Annotated in this window: 16 protein-coding genes; 8 read left to right on the top strand and 8 right to left on the bottom strand. The window is 59.3% G+C overall.

Annotation, left to right across the window (positions count from 1 at the left end; all coding sequences use genetic code 11):
- Positions 1 to 72: 72 nt before the first annotated feature.
- The 4 genes from ACEE43_RS06615 (at position 73) to ACEE43_RS06600 (ending at position 4418) form a co-directional block, all read left to right on the top strand.
- A complete protein-coding gene (locus ACEE43_RS06615; protein WP_449108042.1) occupies positions 73 to 1059 on the top strand; it encodes a DnaJ C-terminal domain-containing protein in 987 nt (328 codons plus the stop codon).
- Between the two features lie 2 nt (positions 1060 to 1061).
- Positions 1062 to 1487 carry a heat shock protein transcriptional repressor HspR gene (locus ACEE43_RS06610; RefSeq protein ID WP_449108043.1) on the top strand — a complete coding sequence of 142 codons (426 nt, stop codon included), beginning with the start codon at positions 1062 to 1064 and terminating at the stop codon, positions 1485 to 1487.
- Positions 1488 to 1676: 189 nt separating this feature from the next.
- Positions 1677 to 2765, top strand: coding sequence for an LLM class flavin-dependent oxidoreductase (locus tag ACEE43_RS06605; RefSeq protein WP_449108044.1), 1089 nt, complete (start codon positions 1677 to 1679; stop codon positions 2763 to 2765).
- Positions 2766 to 2963: 198 nt separating this feature from the next.
- Positions 2964 to 4418, top strand: coding sequence for an alanine/glycine:cation symporter family protein (locus ACEE43_RS06600; protein WP_449108045.1), 1455 nt, complete (start codon positions 2964 to 2966; stop codon positions 4416 to 4418).
- A gap of 92 nt (positions 4419 to 4510) precedes the next feature.
- Here ACEE43_RS06600 and trmB read toward each other — a convergent pair whose 3' ends face one another.
- The 6 genes from trmB to ACEE43_RS06570 all read right to left on the bottom strand — a co-directional run bounded on the left by trmB (position 4511) and on the right by ACEE43_RS06570 (position 11959).
- A complete protein-coding gene (gene trmB, locus ACEE43_RS06595) occupies positions 4511 to 5332 on the bottom strand; it encodes a tRNA (guanosine(46)-N7)-methyltransferase TrmB (RefSeq protein WP_431464425.1) in 822 nt (273 codons plus the stop codon).
- A 160-nt stretch (positions 5333 to 5492) separates the two neighbouring features.
- Positions 5493 to 6119, bottom strand: coding sequence for a hypothetical protein (locus ACEE43_RS06590; protein WP_237197025.1), 627 nt, complete (start codon positions 6117 to 6119; stop codon positions 5493 to 5495).
- Between the two features lie 17 nt (positions 6120 to 6136).
- Positions 6137 to 7741, bottom strand: a complete 1605-nt coding sequence (locus ACEE43_RS06585; RefSeq protein WP_237209629.1) for a GMC oxidoreductase — start codon at positions 7739 to 7741, stop codon at positions 6137 to 6139.
- A gap of 434 nt (positions 7742 to 8175) precedes the next feature.
- Positions 8176 to 9867 (bottom strand): alanine/glycine:cation symporter family protein, encoded by a 1692-nt coding sequence (locus ACEE43_RS06580; protein ID WP_449108046.1) that lies wholly within the window; start codon positions 9865 to 9867, stop codon positions 8176 to 8178.
- Between the two features lie 127 nt (positions 9868 to 9994).
- Positions 9995 to 11083 carry a hypothetical protein gene (locus ACEE43_RS06575; RefSeq protein ID WP_377125944.1) on the bottom strand — a complete coding sequence of 363 codons (1089 nt, stop codon included), beginning with the start codon at positions 11081 to 11083 and terminating at the stop codon, positions 9995 to 9997.
- A gap of 468 nt (positions 11084 to 11551) precedes the next feature.
- Positions 11552 to 11959: a hypothetical protein gene (locus ACEE43_RS06570; RefSeq protein ID WP_449108047.1), complete on the bottom strand. Its 408-nt coding sequence runs from the start codon at positions 11957 to 11959 to the stop codon at positions 11552 to 11554.
- 286 nt (positions 11960 to 12245) lie between these two features.
- On the opposite strand from ACEE43_RS06570, the gene ACEE43_RS06565 reads away from it, so the two are divergent.
- On the top strand, positions 12246 to 13679 hold the full coding sequence (locus tag ACEE43_RS06565; RefSeq protein ID WP_449108048.1) for an amino acid permease: 1434 nt from the start codon (positions 12246 to 12248) through the stop codon (positions 13677 to 13679).
- Here ACEE43_RS06565 and ACEE43_RS06560 read toward each other — a convergent pair.
- Complete coding sequence (locus ACEE43_RS06560) at positions 13676 to 14518, bottom strand: HNH endonuclease family protein (protein WP_449108049.1); 843 nt, start codon at positions 14516 to 14518, stop codon at positions 13676 to 13678. The genes ACEE43_RS06565 and ACEE43_RS06560 overlap by 4 nt on opposite strands.
- 41 nt (positions 14519 to 14559) lie before the next feature.
- Positions 14560 to 16008, bottom strand: coding sequence for a TY-Chap domain-containing protein (locus ACEE43_RS06555; protein ID WP_449108050.1), 1449 nt, complete (start codon positions 16006 to 16008; stop codon positions 14560 to 14562).
- Between the two features lie 264 nt (positions 16009 to 16272).
- On the opposite strand from ACEE43_RS06555, the gene ACEE43_RS06550 reads away from it, so the two are divergent.
- The 3 genes from ACEE43_RS06550 to ACEE43_RS06540 are packed head-to-tail and all read left to right on the top strand — an operon-like array spanning position 16273 to position 20416.
- Positions 16273 to 18639 carry a Tex family protein gene (locus ACEE43_RS06550; protein WP_449108051.1) on the top strand — a complete coding sequence of 789 codons (2367 nt, stop codon included), beginning with the start codon at positions 16273 to 16275 and terminating at the stop codon, positions 18637 to 18639.
- Between the two features lie 14 nt (positions 18640 to 18653).
- On the top strand, positions 18654 to 19529 hold the full coding sequence (locus ACEE43_RS06545; RefSeq protein WP_449108052.1) for an aldo/keto reductase: 876 nt from the start codon (positions 18654 to 18656) through the stop codon (positions 19527 to 19529).
- Positions 19530 to 19582: 53 nt separating this feature from the next.
- Positions 19583 to 20416: an aldo/keto reductase gene (locus tag ACEE43_RS06540; protein WP_449108053.1), complete on the top strand. Its 834-nt coding sequence runs from the start codon at positions 19583 to 19585 to the stop codon at positions 20414 to 20416.
- The last annotated feature ends 24 nt before the right edge of the window (positions 20417 to 20440 follow it).

Below are 20440 nucleotides of genomic sequence, written 5' to 3'. Positions count from 1 at the left end.
AGGCTAGGTGCCCGCCCCTTCTATCACCATCACCCCTAAAAGAGACACGATCTACCTCGGAAGGAGAGGCATATGGCGAGCGAAAACTGGCTCCATCAAGATTTTTATAAGGTACTAGGCGTAGCCGAGGATTCCTCCGAGGCAGATATCAAGAAGGCCTACCGCAAGCTGGCCCGCAAGTACCACCCCGACCAGAACCCCGGCGACGAGGCTGCTGAGAAGAAGTTCAAGGAGGTCTCAGAGGCCTACGATGTGCTCTCAGACCCCAAGCAGAAGGAAGAGTACGACCAGATCCGTAAGTACGGTGCAGCCGGCTTCGGCGGGGCGGGCGGCGGCTTCCCGGGCGGGTTCCCCGGTGGTGCTGGTGGCTTCCCCGGCGGTGGCGCTGGCGGCATCAACATTGAAGACCTGCTCGGAGGCATGTTCGGTGGCGGTGGCTTTGGCAGGGCCGGACGCTCCGCCGGCGGTTTCCCTGACGGCGCGGGTGGCTTCCCCGGCGGTGGCTTCTCAGCCCCCAGGGGCGAGGACGCCACCACCAGCGCCCGCATCACCATTCAGCAGGCCTACGACGGTGCTGAGGTCTCGGTGTTCCGCCCCGGTGGCTCCCAGACCCAGGTGCGCCTGCCGCGTGGCGTCAAGGACGGCCAGAAAATCCGTGCCCGAGGCAAGGGGCACCCCGGCGCCGGTGGGGCAGGGGACCTGATCGTCACCGTCCGCGTAGATTCTCACCCCGTTTTTGACCGCGAGGGCGATAACCTGCTCGTGCGTGTACCCGTCACCCTGGAAGAGGCCGTTAGGGGCGGCGTCATTGAAGCCCCCACCCTCGACGGTGGGAGCGTCAAACTCCGCCTGGCTGCCGGTTCACCGGCCGGGCGTAAACTTCGCGCTAAGGGCCGCGGCTTCGTGACCAAGAAGGGCACCGGCGATATGCTGGTCATCCCTGAGGTGCAGCTGCCCACCAACCTCACACCCGAAGCTGAGGCAGCTCTCGACGCCTTCTTCGCGGTTGCGCCCCAGGCCAACCCCCGTGAGGACCTGCTGAGGAAAGCTGGTGACTAAGAATGGCTCTCGAATCTGACCGCCCGGTCTTCGTTATCTCTGTAGCTGCCGAACTGGCCGGTATGCACCCGCAGACCCTGCGCCAGTACGACCGGCTAGGGCTGGTGCAGCCCCAGCGTGCACCGGGGCGGGCCCGCCGCTACTCCGAGCGCGACGTGCAGAAACTCCAGGAGATTCAGGAACTTTCCCAGTCCGGTGTCTCCCTCGAGGGTATTAAGCGCATTATGCAGCTCGAGAACCAGGTGGAGGCCCAGAGGGCCCGCATGCGCGAGCTGCAAGCTGAAAATGAGGCCCTGCGCAATCGTCTGCAGGACGGCTCCCGCGTGTTCGCTGCCGGAACCTCAGGTGGGGCTGTGCACCTGGCCCGGGGCAAGCGTCCGGCGGCCCGCCAGACCTCCCAGGCTGTGGTGCTCTACCGGCCGCGCTAAACCCGACCCCTAGACCCTGACTGTAACGATGGTTGCCATCTGCGCGAAAGAGATTCGCGCTGATGGCAACTATCGCTACATTCAAGACATGGCTAACCACAGCGCCACAAAAAACTTTCGGAATAAAGTAATGTAGGCTGGTGTTGAACCTCCTGTAAACGATCAACACAGCACCGAAAGGTAAACGAAATGACCAGCATCAGCACCGCCCCCGACCTGCGCCCCAGCCTGCCCAGCGTTGATAACACCGCCTTTCAGATGGGGCTAGACACCTTCGGCGACACCACCGCCGACCTGGCAGGCAACCGCCTGCACCACGCTCAGGTGATTCGCAACGTCCTAGAGCAGGGCCAGCTCGCTGACCGCGTAGGCGTCGACTTCTTCGGCATAGGTGAGCACCACCGTCCTGACTATGCCGTCAGCGCCCCCGACACCATCCTGGCGGGGCTAGCCACCACCACCGACCGCATCCACCTGGGCTCGGCCGTCACCGTCCTCTCCTCCGACGACCCCATCCGCGTCTACCAGCGCTTCGCCACTATCAACGCCCTCAGCAACGGCCGCGCCGAAGCTGTACTGGGCCGTGGCTCCTTCACCGAGTCCTTCCCCCTCTTCGGCTACAAGCTTGAAGACTACAACTCCCTCTTTTCCGAGAAGTTCGACCTCTTCACCAAAATCATCACCCAGGAGCCCCTCAACTGGAACCCCGGCAATCGTGAACCCCTGGAGAACCAGGAGATTTACCCCAAGACCGAGGGAATCCTCAAGCACTGGTTGGCTGTTGGTGGCAGCCCGGAATCTGTTGCCCGCGCGGCCCAGTACAAAACCCCGCTCATGCTCGCTATCATTGGCGGACCGGCTGAGCGCTTCAAGCCCTACACCGACCTCTACCGCCGAGCCAACGAGCAGCTGGGCAACGGAACCCTGCCCATTGCTGTGCACTCACCCGGCCACATCGCCGATACCGACGAAGAAGCTCGCAAGCAGCTACGCGAGCACTGGATTGCCAACCGTAATAAAATTGGCGCTGAGCGCGGCTGGGGCCCGGCGGGGGAGCGCGAATTTGAGCACGAAATTGAACACGGCGCCCTATATGTAGGTTCGCCCGAAACCGTCGCGCAAAAAATTGCCGATACCGCTCAGAAGCTGGGAATCAACCGCTTTGATCTTAAGTTCTCCAACGGAGCTCTGGCTCACGAGCACTCCATGAGTTCTATTGAGCTCTACGGCACCAAGGTGATGCCGCGTGTGCGTGAACTGCTGGCCGAGGCGCAGTAAGGACGCCGCCAGTAAGGTGTAGAGAATACCGGCTAGTCAGCAGGTACACAGGGTAAGACGATATAGGTCTTCCTGTTCTTGACTCGCTATAGTTGAATGGCGCCCCACCGCAGTGCACACGCCTGCGGCGGGGCGTCCTTATTCATCACGCAGCTGCGGCGCTCCCTCGCCCGCAGCGACCTGTATCAAGGACACCACATGACCTTTCAAGACGTCTTGAGCGCTATAAGCTCCCTCATCTGGGGACCTTTTGTGCTCATACCGCTGCTTCTTGGCACCGGTATCTACCTGACGGTGCGGCTGGGCTTTATCCAGCTCACCAAACTACTCGTCGCTAACCGTCTAGCCTTCTTCGAACGCAAGGACGACGGTGCTACCGGCGGCGACATCTCCCAGTTCCAGTCCCTCACCACCGCCCTCGCCGCGACGGTGGGCACCGGTAATATCGTCGGCGTTGCCACCGCGATTTCTATCGGTGGCCCCGGCGCCCTCTTCTGGATGTGGGTCACCGCTATTTTCGGTATGGCCTCCAAGTACTCCGAGGCCTTCCTGGGCGTGCGCTACCGCACCACAGATGCCAAGGGGGAAGTCTCCGGCGGTCCCCAGTACTACCTCCAGCGCGGTATCAAAGGCCCCCTGGGTAAATTCCTAGCCCTCTTCTTCGCAGTAGCCGCCGTGCTGGCGTCCTTCGGCATCGGCAATACCGCCCAGGGCAACTCCATCGCCCACAACCTTGAAGACACCTTCCACCTGCCCGCAGCCCTCACCGGCATCGTGCTAGCCCTTATCACCCTTTTCGTGCTGATGGGCGGTATCAAATCTATCGGGCGGGTGACCAGCGCCTTTGTGCCGGTTATGATCCTCTTCTATGTGGGCGGGGCCCTCTATATTCTGGGTGTGCACGCCGCTGACCTGCCCGAGGCCTTCGGCCAGATTTTTGCGGACGCCTTCACCGGCTCATCAGCGGTCGGCGGCTTTGTGGGTTCCACCCTCATGTACGCCGTACAGTACGGCGTGGCCCGAGGTATTTTCTCCAACGAATCCGGCATGGGCTCTGCCGCTATCGCCGCATCAGCTGCTCAAACCACCCACCCGGTGCGCCAGGGCATGGTATCGATGACCCAGACCTTTATCGACACCATCATCGTGGTCTCCTGCACCGGCCTGGTATTGGTTGTTACCGGTATCTGGCACGCCAGTGACCCTGCAACCGGCGAGCAAATGTCTGCTTCCGTGATGACCAGCCAGGCCTTCGCGTCGGTGATTGGGCCCGCCGGCAGCTGGATCGTGACCATCGGCCTGGTGCTCTTTGCCTACTCCACCATTCTGGGCTGGGCCTACTACGGCGAACGCAGCATCGAAAGGCTCTTTGGTCGCCGGGGCGTCACCCCCTACCGTCTTTTCTTTGCAGTCATTGTCTACTTCGGCTGCACCATGGAACTGACCGTAGCCTGGACCTTCTCAGACATCGCCAACGGACTCATGGCCATCCCCAACCTGATTGGCCTGCTCCTTATGTCGGGACTGATCGCTCGAGAAACCAAGTACTACCTGGCCAACGATCCCAAGCTCACCGCCTCCAAAACAGAGATTGATGCCTTTATGCAGGGGCACCCCGGAGCGGTTGATTCCTACGAGAAAACCGGTCAATAAGAAGACCCTCACCGCATAAAAACAGGCGGGTACCCGCAGCCACACATGTGTGATAGCGGGTATCCGCCTATTGTATCTACCTAGCGTAAGTTCTAGCGACGAATATAGGTTAGGTCGTGGGCGCGACGTCCGGCCTCGCCAGCCTTGCGTTCGAAGCTGGTGACGACGCGTCCCTCCCAACGAGGCGCCCAGCCGCCGACGGGGTCGTCCTCGCTGGTATTCTCCCCGGCGTGGGCATTGGTGAAATCGGGGTGGGCATCGAGTACCTCGCGCATGACCAGGGCGTATTCCTCCCAGTCGGTAGCCAAACGCCAGGTACCGCCGGGCTTGAGTACCCGGGCTACCTTATCTGCAAAGGCGGGGGAAACCAGACGACGCTTGTGGTGGCGGGCCTTGTGCCAGGGGTCGGGGAAGAAGACCCATAGCTCATCCACCGAGGATTCTTCGAGCAGGTTATCCAGCAGCTCGGGTGCATTAGCCTGGGCAACACGCACGTTCTCAACTCCGGCCTGGCCCATTTTCAGCAGTAGGTCAGCGATGCCGGGGGTGTAGACCTCAACAGCCAGGAAGTTGGCCTCTGGTACCTGGGTCGCGCGGTTGACGATGGCTTCGCCCAGACCTGAGCCGATTTCAACGACCAGGGGCGCGTCAACGCGTCCGTAGAGGGCCTGCTGATCAAAGACCGCACCCTCAGCAACCGAGGTATCGCCGATGTTGCGGGGCAGGTCAAGGACGTGGGTGGGGGCGTAGGTATCCCAGGCCTTCTGACGGCGGGCGGTCAGGCGGTCACCGCGGCGGACGAACGAGTAGGGTTGGCGGTGGAATTTTTCGGGGACGGGGGCGGTCAGGTCTTCACCTGCCGCTGCACGCTCGGCCTTAGCGGCCAGGTCCTGCTTTTGCTTGTTGGTTTCCATAACTCTCCTTACGAGGTTGAAACAGATAAACCGGCGCGCACGGAAACGCAAAGTGCCGCCGGTAGGGGAAAGAAAGACTTCCCCAAGTATATCGTCACAGATAGACACCGGGGCAGGCTGAAAACAGCCTGCCCCGGTGGAGGGTCCCTGACGGTTCTACTTAGTAGATAACGCGGCCCTGGGTGACGCCCATGTGCTCAAAGTTATCGTCTGAATCGCCGTCCATCTCATCGATGACAGTAACTGCTACGAACAGCTCGTACTGGACGTTCCAGAAAGGGAAATTCACGTAATAGCGCAGGGGAATCTCTACGGACTCACCGGGCTGTAGGACGCCGGAGTAGGTCCAGGTAAAGGAGGGGGAACCCCAGCCTGCCTGTCCAGCGTACGCGAAGGTGACGAGCGGATCACTTGAGTTAACGTAGGTGCCGGCCCGGTTTGAACCGGTAGCGTCTGTAGCAACATCGTTCATGTCGGTCAGTAGGGTGCCGCTGGGGTTCACTGCGGGCACCGTACCAACGTTGGTGATGGTCATGGTGTTGGGGAAAGACGCGTAGGCAGCAACGTTGGTTCTTGTGGTCGGACCACGATAGATGGGGCTATCGTAGACCGGCTGAAAAGTTGACCAGTCCACAGTGGGATCAGAGAGCAGAATTGCTAGATCGGTGCGGGGGATCTCTTCGAAGCTCGCTGCGTAAGCGGGGATAGCACTGGTAGCCAGGACGGCGGGGGCCGCCCAGGCACCAGCCTTCAGTACGGTGCGGCGTTTGGGAGTGTGCGCAGTCATTGTGTGTGCTTTCTTGTTTAGGCGAAACGGCCTGCTGCAAGCAGACGGTCCATGTTTCGTTCTGCGATAGCAGTAATGGTTACGAAGGGGTTAACACCAATTTTGCCAGGGATGAGGGAGCCGTCCATAACAAAGAGACCGGGAACACCCTTAACTTCACCGTTGAGGTCGGTGGTTTCACCGATGACGGCACCGCCGAGGGGATGGTAGGTGAAGTAGTCAGCGAAGGTCTTGCCGTCCTTGAAGAGACCCTTGTTGTAGCTGGTTCCTGAGTTAGCGGCGTTCATCTTATCCATGAAGGCCCTAGCTGCTGCAACGCCGGGGGCTGCCTTGGCGGAGTCCCAATCCAGTTCCATAGAGCCGGTTGAGTTGTTCCAGGTGAACTTGCCCTTGTTGGGGTTGTTGGTGATAGCCAGGTAGAGGCCGATACGCATATCGATACCTGCGGGAAAGGGGGCCAGCTCAGCGAAGACCGAGTTGGTGGAGTTATCCCAGTTTGAGACACCCATGGCAGGGATGCCGGACTGGTAGCCACCGGTCGCAGCGTTCATATTACGGGCAACCATGATGTTGCCGTTGGGGCCCCAGTTGGTACCGAGGGTGGCGGGCAGGTTCTTGATGGTGCCGAAGTTCTTGGCCTGCAGGAGCAGACGGTTGGTGCCCACGGAACCGGCAGCCATGATAACGCGGTCGTAGACCTTCTTGGTGTTGCTGACCAGGTTGCCCTTGAAGTCGATGGTCTTCAGGTCCAGGGAGAAGGTGCCGTCGGCCTGCTGGGTAATGGAGGTTACCTCGGTCATGGTGGTCAGGTTGACCTTGCCGGTTGCGAAAGCAGTGGCGAGGATGGTCTTGGGCAGGGACTTCTTGCCGTAGTCGTTACCGAAGATAACCTGGCCGCCGAGAGCTGACTTGGGAACGCGGGCGAAGTTTTCCTGGCGCATGTAGTTCCAGTCGTACACGTTGGGTACGAGCTGGTGCTTGAAGCCGGCCTTGGCTGCCTGGGAGGCTGAGAGGCGTGAGAACTGGTACCACTTGGAGGTACCTACGATGTCGGAGGGTGGTACGTTGACACCAAGGTTTGAGTTGGCACGGGGGAAGTAGGTTGCGTACATTTCCGCAGCGTCGAGCTGGGGGAGGACCTGCTGGAAGTAGGACCGGATGGGGGTAACGGCCATACCACCGTTGGCGAGGGAGCCACCGCCGACGCCCTTGCCCACGTAGACCTTCATGTTAGCGAAGCGCTCAACGCCGAGTACGCCGGCTGCACGGCCGATGGAGCGGTTAACGAAGTCCATGCCTGCGATGCTTGAGAGAGGCATGTCGGTTCGGTCTTCAAACCACATGGAGCGTTCGGTGGGGGAGGTCATCTGGTCAAACTTGTAGCCGTTTGACTTGGCTGCCATCTTTTCCCAGTCTGCACCCATCTCAATCATGTCGACGGTGTAGCCCTTTTCGGTCAGGGCGCGGGCGGCTACAGCGCCGCCGTAGCCGGAGCCGATGATAGCGATGCGCTTCTGGCCGTTGGCGTGGGCGTTGGTGGTAGCTGCTGCGGTCAGAGCGGACGCGGCGGATGCAGCTGCGGTCAGCTTTAGGGCTGAGCGACGGTTTGGGGTAAATGACATGGGTGTGTCCTCTTCTATATACAGGTGCGAAACCGAGTGAGTGGTGCTCGTAAGCCTTGGGGGAGACCGCGAGAGCTTTGTGGGCTATTTCGTGAGTATCCTGCGGGATATGTTCAGAATGCGAAAAGTTCTGTCCCCACTTTAGCGGTATTTTGGGTGCGCTTATGTCGCAGTCTGTGGGGTGGGTGGTGCCTTGTGGGCTCTACTGTGCTGAAAAACCGGATTGTGCTTCTGGGGGTGCGGTTGGTTTGTCTCTGTGGAGTGCTGTATTTAGGGTGAGACGGGCCCGTTTGTTCCGGTCTGGAACGGAATAACACTTGATGAATCAAGGAAAATTTAAAAAAGCTATGTTCAGCGTGGAATTTGCCCGATGCATTTTTTAAAAACCAACTGTACTACTTTATGGGCTAAATATGTGTGATAGATACGAAAAACTATTTTGTGCTCTCGGTCGAGTCGTCGATAGCGCGTGGGTCGGTGGGGGAGCCGAAGGTAGGCTTTGCCTGCTGGATGATGGGTAAGGAGCCTGTCTGTAGGGGGATACTTCCTGTGTTGACCTCTTCGAGGGTGATGTCGTAGAGCTGGGGCTGGTTGGTCTGGCTGGCCTCGTCAGCAAGCATTTTTTCGGTCACCACTTTGAGGCTGGTGGTATCGGGGTGTTCTAGAACCGGGTTCTTCTGGGAGAGGTCAACTTCGTGGTCGATTTGGGCGTCCAAGCCGCCAAGGTGGCCGTACATGAAGCTGTCGATGTTGTCGACCGTTGCTTCAAAGTTGGGGTCGTGAGTCAGGTACTTCTTTGTTTCGCGGGCTACGAGGCCGGATAGAAGAAGCAGGCCGATGAGGTTGGGGATGGCCATGAGACCGTTCATAATATCGGAGAAAGTGAAGACCAGGGTGAGTGGAGCAATCGCTCCTAGCCCGCAGACCAGGGCAAAAATCATCCGATAGCTCACGATAGCTTTAGCGCCACCGCCGAGTGACTCTAGGGCGCGTTCACCGTAGTAAGACCAGCCGAGCACTGTGGAGTAGCCCAGGAGTACCAGGCAGAAGGTAACGATGTAACCGCCCCAGTCGCCGGGAAGACCGGTAGCAAAGGCAACTGATGTCGAGGTGGCTGGGTCATCACCTTGCCAAGCGCCGGTGGTTAGCAGAATGAAGCCCGTCATTGAGATCACCACGATGGTGTCGACGAAGGTCTGAGTCATGGAAGCTAGGCCCTGGCGCACAGGGTGGGAGGTGGTGGCTACGGCCGCTGGAATGGCCGCGGTGCCCATGCCAGATTCGTTGGAGAACAGGGACCGTTGGGCGCCGACCTGTAAGGCAAAAATCATTCCGGCACCGACAGCTCCTCCGAGGGCGCCTTCGCCGGTAAAAGCACCCCGCAGAATCATGATGAAAACCTCTGGAAGCATATGGGCGTTGATGGCCACAATGTAGGCCCCAAAACCCAGGTAGAGCAGAATCATGAGGGGTACACATAAGGCGGTTACCTTTGAAACCGTTTTAATGCCACCGAGCAGGGCTGCCGCGGTTCCTAGAGCAAGGACGCCCGCAGTGAGGTAGGGAGGGATGTTGAAGGAGTGCTCTAGGTTGGCTGAGATGGCGTTTGCCTGGGTCATGTTGCCGATGCCGAAGCAGGCGAAGACGCAGCAGACGGCAAACATGGTGGCAAGGAATTTGCCGAAGCGGTTGGGGATCCCGCGCTGGAGGTAGGCTTGCGGGCCGCCGGTGAGTTCGCCCATCTTGTCTCGATGGCGAAAGCGGACACCCAGAAAGCATTCGGTATATTTTGAAGCCATACCGAAAATGGCGGTAATCCACATCCAGAAAAGAGCACCAGGGCCGCCGATGCTGAGGGAAAGCGCAACACCAACAATGTTGCCGGTGCCTACGGTAGCGCCGAGGGAGGTGCTCATGGCCTGGAAGGAGGATATTTCTCCTTTGGCTCCCTCCTGACGGGAGCGCCGTCCGAACTGCAGGCTCATGGCCTTGGTGAAGAGTCTCAGTTGAATGAGGCCTAGCCTGACGGTGAGGAAGATGCCGGTGCCAATGAGGAGGGGAAGGAGTAGAAAAGGTCCCCAGATGAAGCTGCTGGCTGTGTCGAGTGCTTCTTGTAGGGCGCCCACTCTTCTAACCCCTTCTTTCTCTGTGGTCTAGCTCTCGTTAACCTATCATGCGCGTGGCTAGATTCTGGTTGATAGGTGCAATATGACGGCACCCAGCAGGAAAGTACTGGGTGCCGTTAATGATGGTTTATGAGTAGCGGGCCATATTGCGCTGATTGCTAGAAACGCCTACTGCATTAGTTACCTTAAGGCTGTAGAAGATGCCATTGCTGTGGGAGCTGCTAAGGGGGAAAGTAATCTTAATGAGATTGTCGCTAATGATTTCAAACGGCACTTCAACATCGTTCCACGTAACTGAAGTGGTCGTGGTGAATCCGCTACCCGATAGATGGAACTCATTGTTAGCTGCTGAAACCCTGAAGCTGTTGGTTTCGCTACCGTCTTTAAGGCGGTACCACTCGGCGAGGTGGGGTACATATTCAACGGGCTGCGGTGCAGCAGGTAGCCCTGAGGTGTAATCAGCAGATATAGCATCGACGCTAGAGGTACAGTTACCAGAATCATCGAAGTAGAAATTCATGGTGAAGCAGCAGGAACTTCCGCCCTTCGTCTTTAGCCTGTCGGCTTCGGTCAACCCCTTGATATACATGAGCGAAAAAGGAAGAGAAATCTGTCGGATGAGGTTTTCTGGGCCAACAACGGGGGTGCAGGCGCTTCCTGAATACTGCAAATCTGCATGGATAGTCCAGGTGCCCCCTACGCCCGCATTGGTAACGGGTGAGCAGCCTGTAGGGGTTCCTGCCGTAATAGTTCCTATATGGCGGGCGCCGGTGCGGTCGTATATAACAACCTCATTGATAGCGGTGGGCATTTTAAAGCCGCCATCTACATCCGGTACACAGGTGGTTTTACCGCAACCTGGAATGAAATAGGCTCCTGTGGTCATAATTGCATTGCCTTTGTCATCGACCTTGGGCTTGCCGTCAGGGCCGTATACCGGAACTGGCTTGATACGCCCGGTGCTAAAGGAGAATAGAATCGAGCTTCCGTCTTGGTGTAAAGGAGCCAGGAAGCTTCCCGAATTGTAGTAGCTGCTTACGCTGATGGAACTTACACCGCCAACAAGCTGTTCAGTGAGATCGTGAAGGGTGGTGGGGCAGACAAAGTAGTCGTCGGTAGATGTTGACGCTGCGTAAGCTGGAACCAGTGTAGTTGTTGCGATTGCGGGGGCGGCCCAGGCTGCACCTTTAACAAGAGAGCGGCGTGTTGTTGACATGGGGGTCCTTTCGAGATGAGGTGGGGGAGTCGCATCAGCTTAAAAGGGCGCTACCAAGAGGCCATACCGCTCTGTATGGTGTGGGGGCTATGAGAGATGGTGTGGTTCTTGGAGCCTAGAAAATTTTCGCTATTGCGGCCAAAGTCTCTTTGAGGCTCTAGAAGACGAGTCTAAACCCATCTACCTTTAATAAACAGTGTTTAATATCACTCATGTCTTTATATTTAAGACATATGTGTGGTCATGCTTTGGGGTCCTGGGGCGTGAACTGTGGTGCCTGTGAAGGTGTGTTGTTCTGACTTCTGAATACTTTTCTGGGTAAGTTTCCTTCCTTTTGGGTGGCTGCTGGGTGTGTTGAATAGAGTTGATGAATCTGTCAGATTTTTTTATTTGGCGTGGCATGCGGGTGCAGAAAACCGCCCCGCTCCTGGAAGGAGCGGGGCGGTGAGGTAATAGAGGAGCTGAGGGCTACTTCTTCTTGCCGGAGAAGAGGAGGGCCAGGCCTGCGCCAAGCAGGACGACGTCCTTGGCCATTGCGGTGCCTTCCTGGGTGGGGCGTACGCCGTCTTCCTTGGTGAGCGAGTCAATGTTGAAGTACATGCTCAGAAGGCCTGCTGAGAAGGCGGTCAGGCCCAGGCCTGCCAGCTTTGCGGGGACGAAGGGGGTCAGCAGGGTGGCGCCGAGCAGGGTTTCACTGGTTGCCAGTAGCTTGCCGAACTGCTTGTCAGAAAGCTTCGATACCTGGGGGACGCCATTGGCAGCCATGCCCTTGAGGTGGCTGTAAGTCTCTTCGTCCATGGAGAGCTTGTTGATGCCCTGATCAAGAATAAGGGCACCAGCGGTGAGTCGGAGGGCGGCGTTAGAAAGCTTAGGCATGAGAATTCCTGTCCTAGTGGGGCTCGGCTGCGGTAACAAACCGAGAAATTTTGTTTCCGTGTAAACATTCTAGCGTGTGGAGAGCCACTTAGATAGTGGGATTAAGCGACTCTCAAGGGGGCAGCTATCAACATTAACGGAACAAATACCCCTGCTAGAAGGACTACACTTGAGCTGAACTATAACAAAATACCGGTCTGGAAAGGCGCGTTACCCCCTGTTCTCATCGAATATGAAGGGTCGCGTTCGCTCCTGGCAGGACTTTGACTCTTATAAGGGGGCGCTCATGGCTACAGCCGAGCACACACCTGATGCGCAGGCAACCGAAGGTCTGCAACGAGGTTTATCAAACCGTCATATCCAGCTCATCGCTATCGGCGGTGCAATCGGCACGGGCCTCTTCATGGGCTCAGGCAAGACCATTTCGCTCGCAGGCCCGTCCCTGCTCCTGGTCTACGCAATCATTGGTTCTGTTATTTTCTTGGTGCTTCGGGCTATGGGAGAGCTGTTGCTCTCCAACCTCAAGTACAAGACCTTCAACGATTTCATCACAGATTTGCTCGGACCCAGCGTAGGTTTCCTTATGGGCTGGTCCTACTGGTTTACCTGGGTCGTCATCGGTGTTGCCGATATCATCGCCATCACCAGCTACGTTCATTTCTGGTGGCCTGACCTCCCTGCCTGGATCCCAGCCCTCTGTCTCATCGGCCTGCTGCTGGCTCTGAACCTACCCAGCGTGAAGAACTTCGGTGAAATCGAGTTCTGGTTTGCCTTGATCAAGATTGTGGCTATCGTCCTGCTCATCATCGTGGGCCTGGTGATGGTCTTTGCAGGCTTTACCTCCCCCAACGGTGACAAGGCCTCCGTGGCAAACCTGTGGAACGATGGGGGCTTCTTCCCCATGGGCGCAAGCGGTTTCTTTGCGGCCTTCCAGATTGGCATCTTTGCCTTCCTGGGCGCTGAACTTATCGGCACTACAGCTGCTGAGACCAAGGACCCCACCAAGACCCTGCCCCGGGCCATCAACGCGGTGCCGGTGCGTATCATCGTCTTCTACGTACTGACCCTGGCCGTGATTCTGATGGTCACCCCCTGGCGCAACATCGACCCCAACCAGAGCCCCTTCGTTGAGATGTTCACCCTGGCAGGCCTGGGCTTCGCCGCCCACCTGGTGAACTTCGTAGTGCTCACCAGTGCGACCTCGTCCGCTAATTCGGGCATCTTCTCAACCTCCCGCATGATTTACGGCCTGGCGCAAAACGGCAATGCCCCCGCCATCTTCGGCAAGCTCTCCAAAAACGGCGTGCCCCGCAACGGTCTTTTCCTGACCACTGTATTGCTATTCTCGGGTCTGATTCTGCTCTATGCGGGTGACTCCCTCATTGCCGCCTTCACCCTGGTCACTACGGTGGCATCGGTGCTGACCGTTGTGACCTGGTCGCTGATTATGATTGCCTACCTCAAGTACCGCAAGACCCGCCCGGAACTGCACGAGGCCTCTGTCTACAAGCTGCCCGGTGGCGTCTTTACCTGCTACGCTGTGCTGGTCTTCTTCGTGGGCGTCATCGTGCTGCTCTTTATGTACGAAGACACCCGCCAGGCCCTGATCGCCATGCCGGTCTGGTATGCCCTGTTAGGTGCTGGCTGGTGGCTCATCTACCGCAAGAACCGCGGCCAGACCCTCACCGCCCGTGCCGAGGAGAAGTCCAAGCACCACTAGCCCGCAAAAGCAGACCTGTAAGCGGGCTGGTCAGGGCAGGTTGCTAGGACGCCCTGCATAGCCCGCTTTTCAGCGCTGGTGACAGTGAGCTGGTAGGCAGCTTTGACCGATACCTGCCGTGCCACATACTCGCAACGATAGCCTGGCTGGGGGAGCCAGGCGTCCGCGCTTTTATCGGACTTCTCAGTGTTAGCCGTCTGCCCCGCAGCCTGTAGGTTAAGAGGGTCGTTAGCGAGCAGGACGCGCTCTTCTGCACTCCACTGCCAGGCCCCCGAAGACCAGGCGTTGGATAGGGCCACTACATGGTCAATGGGGACAGCCTCACTGGTCTTAGGCCCGCGCGTAAAGTCGATAGTCTCAGCCGTGTAGGGGTCCACGAGGCTACCCGAGAGCACATAGCAGTTACTTGCAACGTCAAGATCGGTCAGGTCACGGGTGAGAATATCGTTGCGCTGATCGCAGCCATTGCGGTCAATATCGGCCCACGGGTCTCCGTAGGCATCTCGCTTGTACCTGGCCTGGGCGTAGGGCTCAGCTACCGTCAGGGTAGCAAGCACCTCACTTGCTGTGGAATAGGTCTGCACCCCGGAGCCAGCAAAACCGGTGCTCACGGCGGTGCCTGCCGGATTGAGTAAATCATCGAGGGCAGCGCGGACGTTCCACTCGTGAGAGCGCAACCAGAGCACACCGCCCACCAGCAAGACCATAACCAACAGAAGGGCTAGCGCTCGCCGCAGCCCGCGGGGCAGATCCGCTACAAGGCGGACGCCTGCGCGGATTTGGCGGTCACTGGGCGCAGAAAAACGGGGAGCGGGCGGACGTTTACGGGAGGCACTCATAGGCAACCCATTCTAGCGCTGGGAGCTGGGCACCTCTCCCCTTAAAAATCGTCAATTGATATGAAACCGCTACCGGTCACCGGCACCATGGGGATAGAGCCGGTACTGGGGTGGGCAGTATTCACCGAAAGGCTACCCGTCGGGTCATCTGACTGGTAGTAATCAGGATGGTCACAGCCCATGCCCCGGTGCATGGCTTCAATGACGCCTTCTGCGGCGTCCGAAACCGACAGGAAATTTCGAGCCCAGCGGCCGCCCGGCGCGGGAGCCGTCCACCCGGCCTTTTCTAGCATCTCCGTATCAAGCTCCACTTCGATGGCCTCAAACTCGTCGGGGGACGTGAGCTCACAGAAGTAACCCGCAGGCGAACGGAAGATACTCACAAAGTTAGTGACGTCCTCCGTTTCCACTATCTCAGGAGAGAGGTAGTAGATCCGCAGTGAAAGGGTCCAGGGCAGTTCATCAAGACGCTGCTTAGTGACCGATAGGAGCTGCTGCCAGGCACGGGCGGTACGCTCACTCTCGGTCAGCACTTTTGGCTGTACCACGCCGATACCCTGGGCCTGAATCTCTTGAATGTTGAGAGGCTCGGTGGGGTCAACCGGGGGCTGGTTAATGGGGCGAGCTGGCAAAGCGGGTGAACCACCTAAGGCCATCGCGTCGTTGAGCATCTGGCGGCCAGCCTGCAGAGCCAGGTGCCAAGAGCCGTACTTGGCTCGTACCGTACCTAGATGGGGCACGCGTCCGCTCCGGGTAGGGTCTTCAGCCCAGCTGCCGTAGAGCAGAACCGAGGGTTTACGGTCGTAGCGGATACAGTAATTCAGGAACTCGCCCAGAGTATTGCGGAAGGTGCGCTCGCTCAGGGTGCCAGCCTCGAGTTTAATACCCTGCCCCTCAGCATCCGGCGGGCAGGCCCCCACCTTGAGCAGGGCCTTGGACCAGGAACGGTCCCCCAGACGGTCCTCAATCAGTGCCCGGGACGGGGGCCAGGAGAAATCCCCACGAGAGATATGGGCAATCTCCTGCGGCAGATGAGTGAGAAAGTCGTCGTAGGCCTGCTCTTCGAGCTCGGTATAGGGGTGTTCCGCCATGTATTTGAGGGCCGCACCGATACGCCCGACAATTCCGGCAATTGCCTCAGCGGGGACCGCAAAGGACTCCAGCATACGCGGAAGATCCTGGATGATGGTTGGGTCAAGACCTACCGCCGCGTACTCATAGTCGGGCTCAAAATCAAAACTGACAGCTACTGCGTACCAGATAGCCGAGGCCATGAGCACATTTGAGTGGGTTTGCCCTTGGCTACCGCTAAAGAGCCAGCGGCCAGAATGAACGGCCTGATCTAGTAGGTCGCGATCGATATCGGGGTAGAGCACGGACGCCCGGTGTACAGCTTCAGAGGAGGTCCAGCCCATGCGTGCGAGCCCGCCCAGCAGGGAATCGTAGCGTTCGCAGAACTCTGCATAGGTAAGGTTAGTTGCATCTGGCACGGTGGTTCTCCAAAGCAAGGTCATACAAGAATGGTGGGCGGGGCGGAAAATCTCGGTGGATAGGCCTGTCTAGGCTGGGCTCGAGACTACCCTGTAGCACCACTTTAGGTCTTGCTACCCCTCTCTGACCACTGCAAGCGTAACTGTTACACGCAGATGACCGGGCGCCCGCACTCGGTTAGACCGGTCTGGGCAGCTGGGCCACCCCCGCCCGGTGGGCTTCACTGAACCGGGGAGTAAAACCGGTATGAGAGACTAGAAACTATGACACACGCAGGCCCGGTAGCAGAACCCCACGCCCCCCTTCCCTCAATTGAGGAACGTATCGCTGTAGAACTCGGTGCCCGCCCCGGCCAGGTGCGCTCGGCTGTAGCCCTGCTTGATGACGGGGCCACCGTGCCCTTCATTGCTCGCTATCGCAAGGAAGCCACCGGCGGGCTGGACGATGCCCAGCTACGCACTCTTGCTGAACGCCTGCGCTACCTGCGGGAACTCGAAGAGCGCCGGGCAGCTATTGTGCAGACCCTCCACGAGCGGGCCCTGCTCACCGACGACCTAGCGGCAGCGCTGGCGTCCGCGCCCACCAAAAACGAGCTCGAGGCGCTCTATGCGCCCCACAAAACCAAACGCAAGAACCTGGCTTTTCTCGCCCGTGAAGCCGGGCTGGAGTCCCTGGTTGAAGATCTGCTGGAAGTCCCTTTCGCCCCTACCGCCGACATCGCTGACGCCTACGTCGAGCCTGAGCTGGCCGATGCCGACCCCGGTACGGTTGAAGCCACCGTCGCCTCGGTCGACAATGCCCTGGACGGAGCCCGGGCCATCCTGATTGAGCAGGCCATGACCGACCCCGCCCTGGCCGAAACCCTCCGCCAGCGCTTTGTACGCCGCGGCGTTATCACCTCCCGCCTGATTCCCGGTCAGCAGGACGCCGGGGCGAAGTTCAGCGACTACTTCGAGTTCAACGAAGAGATCCGCCGCATCCCCTCCCACCGGGTGCTGGCCCTGCTCCGTGCCGAAAAAGAAGGTGCCGTTAAGGTCAGTTTTGACGTGGACGTGCTGCCCCCGGCCAAGTCCTCCCTCAAGGGTGCCGCCCGCGAAGCTGCCGAAATTTTGGCTGAAGAATACGACCGGGAGCGTAGCTGGTACGAACGTACCGTAGCTGAGGCTCTGGGGATCGGGGCCCAGGTGCTCAACATGGTCTCCGACGAAACCATGGTCGTTGGCTGGCTGGCCAAGACCGTGCGCATCGCCTGGCGTCAGCGCCTACTACCCCGCTTCGCCGCAGAAGCCCGAACCTCCCTCTTCGAACAGGCGGAAAAGGACGCCATCGCCGTCTTCGCCTCGAACCTGCGCGATGTACTGCTGGCAGCACCCGCTGGCTCCCGCACCACCCTCGGGCTCGACCCTGGCCTGCGCACCGGCGTTAAGGTCGCTGTCATCGGGCAGACCGGCCAGGTGCTGGCCACCGACGTCATCTACCCCCACGCCCCCCGAAACCAGTGGCAGGCGTCCCTCGATACCCTCACCCAGCTGGTGCGCACCCACGGTGTAGAACTGGTTGCTATCGGCAACGGAACCGCCAGCCGCGAAACCGATAAACTTGCCAGTGACCTCATCAAACAGTGCACTGCTAACGGCTACCGGGGTCTTGAAAAAGTGGTGGTCTCCGAAGCGGGAGCCTCCGTCTACTCAGCCTCAGAACTGGCCAGCCGCGAACTACCCGGCATGGACGTCTCCCTGCGCGGGGCAGTTTCGATTGCCCGCCGCCTGCAAGATCCCCTGGCCGAACTCGTCAAAATCGAACCCCAATCGATCGGTGTGGGTCAGTACCAGCACGACGTCTCACCGGCAGCCCTCACCCGGGCTCTCGACGGCGTGGTCGAAGACTCCGTCAACGCTGTTGGTGTACTCGTGAACTCCGCCTCACCGGCCCTGCTTGCCCGAGTTGCAGGTCTGAACAAGACCATTGCCGACAACATCGTCACCTACCGCACCGAGCACGGTCCCTTCACCCGTCGTACCGACCTGCTCAAGGTGCCCCGTCTTGGGCCCAAGGCTTTTGAACAGGCTGCCGGCTTCGTCCGTATCACCGGCGGGTCCGAGCCGCTGGACGCCTCCGGCGTGCACCCCGAATCCTACGACCTGGCCCGCAGCATTGTGGCAGCTGCCGGTGGCTTCACCCAGGGCAAGGTCAGCGCAGAAAGCCTAGCTGCCCTCAACCCGCGTGACTTTACCAGTGAAACTGTTGGTCTGCCCACCGTTACCGATATCATCGCTGAACTTTCTGCACCCGGTCGCGACCCCCGCCCCACCTTCCGCACCGCCCGCTTCGAAGAAGGCATTGAAACTATCGCGGACCTCGTTCCCGGCATGATCCTGGAGGGAACCGTCTCCAACGTCGCCGCCTTTGGTGCCTTCGTCGACATCGGCGTCCACCAGGACGGCCTGATCCACGTCTCGCAGATGAGCCGCGACTTCGTCTCTGACCCCCACACCATCGTCAAATCTGGCGATATCGTGCAAGTGCGTGTGGTTGAAGCTGACCCCGCTCGCAAACGGATCTCTCTTTCCCTGCTCCTTGAAGAACCAGAACCTCGCGGACGTAAGACAAGCGGACGCCGGCGCCGCTAGATAAGGAATCCCCCATGCACTCTCTCACCATGAACGATGGCCGCGCCATACCCCAGCTGGGTTTTGGCACCTGCCGGATTGCCCCCGAGGCTACCGCCGCAGCAGTGGCCGCCGCCCTGGAGACCGGCTACCGCCATATTGACACCGCCACCATCTATAAGAACGAAGCCGGGGTGGGACAGGCCGTGACAGAATCAGGCCTGGCCCGCACCGACCTCTTCATCACCACCAAGCTCTGGAACACCGACCAGGGCTATGACACCGCTATCGAAGCGGCAGAACGCTCTCTTGAACTACTGGGGCTAGACTACCTGGACCTCTACCTTATCCACTGGGCACAGCCAGCCCTGGGCCGCTACCGAGCATCCTGGGGGGCCCTGGTTGAACTGCGCGAGCGCGGGTTGGTACGCTCCATCGGTGTCTCTAACTTCACCGATACCCAGCTGGATCAGATCATCAGCGATACCGGCGTCACCCCGGTGGTCAACCAGATTGAACTGCACCCCTACCTGACCCAAACTCGTATGCGGGCAGAGAACTCGGCCCGCGGCGTCCTGACCGAAGCCTGGAGCCCCCTGGGCAACGGTCTGGTGCTTACCGACCCCACCCTGAAAGAGCTGGCAGGGCGCCGCGGTATTGGGGTGGCTGAGCTGGTGCTGGCCTGGCAGCTGGCCGTGGGCAACGTCGTAATTCCTAAGACTGAAACCCCGGCCCGTATGGCCTCTAACCTGGCGGTGCAGGGGCTGGAACTGACACCGGATGAGATCGCTGCTATCGAAGCCCTCGACCGTGGCCACCGACTCGGCGGCGACCCCGCCGAAGGCGACCTGGGCGCACCTGAATATAGCGACCGGCCTACGTTCACCCCTACCGAACAGGCTAGGGGCTAAGAGTAGGGAAGACTAGAGTGGGGTGTGACCGTGCATACGCGAAAGGACAAGATATGACTGAGTCACCCCGCCTCACCTTCAATGACGGCAACAGCATTCCCCAGCTGGGCTACGGCGTCTGGCAGGTTGAAAACGACACCGCCGAAAAGGTCGTCGGCCTAGCCCTTGACGCCGGTTACCGCCACATCGATACCGCCAAAATCTACGGCAATGAAGAGGGCACCGGCAAGGCAATTGCTGCCTCCGGCGTCGCCCGTGAGGACGTCTTCCTCACCACCAAGGTCTGGAATGACGAGCAGGGCTACGAGCAGGCTCTAGCCGCGGCAGAGGCTTCCCTGGAACGCCTGGGCACCGACTACGTCGACCTGCTGCTCATTCACTGGGCCAAGCCTGCCCAGGGCCTCTACGTCGATACCTGGAAGGCCCTGATTGAGCTGCAGAAGCAGGGCAAGGCCAAGTCCATCGGCGTCTCTAACTTCCCCGAAGAGCAGCTGCGGGAAATCGTCGCCGAAACCGGCGTTGTGCCCGCCATCCACCAGATCGAGCTGCACCCCTACTTCGCCCAGGAGAACCTGCGCGAGGTCCACGCGGAACTGGGTATCGTCACTGAAGCCTGGAGCCCCCTGGGTAACCGCTCCGATCTGCTGGAGAACCCCGTCATTGGCGAGATTGCAGAAGCCCACGACGCCACCCCCGCCCAGGTTGTGCTGGCCTGGCACCGAGCCCACGGCATCGTTGCCATCCCCAAGTCAGTAACCCCCGAGCGTATCGTCTCTAACTTCGAGTCCCTCAAGCTGGCCCTGACCGGCGATGAGGTTTCAAAGATTGACGCGCTCTCATCAGCCGAAGGCCGTATCGGCCCCGACCCTGCGGATATCGACTTCTAGTAAAGGCTACCCAAGGGGCTCCGC

Source organism: Rothia sp. 11254D007BW, from assembly GCF_053548195.1.
The sequence above is the reverse complement of the archived record's forward strand: the minus strand, read 5'-3'. Positions and strand labels throughout refer to the sequence as shown.

Coding starts and splice junctions, on each gene's coding strand:
- ACEE43_RS06615 (WP_449108042.1), top strand. CDS start 73: ATGGCGAGCGAAAACTGGCTCCATCAAGATTTTTATAAGGTACTAGGC.
- ACEE43_RS06610 (WP_449108043.1), top strand. CDS start 1,062: ATGGCTCTCGAATCTGACCGCCCGGTCTTCGTTATCTCTGTAGCTGCC.
- ACEE43_RS06605 (WP_449108044.1), top strand. CDS start 1,677: ATGACCAGCATCAGCACCGCCCCCGACCTGCGCCCCAGCCTGCCCAGC.
- ACEE43_RS06600 (WP_449108045.1), top strand. CDS start 2,964: ATGACCTTTCAAGACGTCTTGAGCGCTATAAGCTCCCTCATCTGGGGA.
- trmB (WP_431464425.1), bottom strand. CDS start 5,332: ATGGAAACCAACAAGCAAAAGCAGGACCTGGCCGCTAAGGCCGAGCGT.
- ACEE43_RS06590 (WP_237197025.1), bottom strand. CDS start 6,119: ATGACTGCGCACACTCCCAAACGCCGCACCGTACTGAAGGCTGGTGCC.
- ACEE43_RS06585 (WP_237209629.1), bottom strand. CDS start 7,741: ATGTCATTTACCCCAAACCGTCGCTCAGCCCTAAAGCTGACCGCAGCT.
- ACEE43_RS06575 (WP_377125944.1), bottom strand. CDS start 11,083: ATGTCAACAACACGCCGCTCTCTTGTTAAAGGTGCAGCCTGGGCCGCC.
- ACEE43_RS06570 (WP_449108047.1), bottom strand. CDS start 11,959: ATGCCTAAGCTTTCTAACGCCGCCCTCCGACTCACCGCTGGTGCCCTT.
- ACEE43_RS06565 (WP_449108048.1), top strand. CDS start 12,246: ATGGCTACAGCCGAGCACACACCTGATGCGCAGGCAACCGAAGGTCTG.
- ACEE43_RS06560 (WP_449108049.1), bottom strand. CDS start 14,518: ATGAGTGCCTCCCGTAAACGTCCGCCCGCTCCCCGTTTTTCTGCGCCC.
- ACEE43_RS06550 (WP_449108051.1), top strand. CDS start 16,273: ATGACACACGCAGGCCCGGTAGCAGAACCCCACGCCCCCCTTCCCTCA.
- ACEE43_RS06545 (WP_449108052.1), top strand. CDS start 18,654: ATGCACTCTCTCACCATGAACGATGGCCGCGCCATACCCCAGCTGGGT.
- ACEE43_RS06540 (WP_449108053.1), top strand. CDS start 19,583: ATGACTGAGTCACCCCGCCTCACCTTCAATGACGGCAACAGCATTCCC.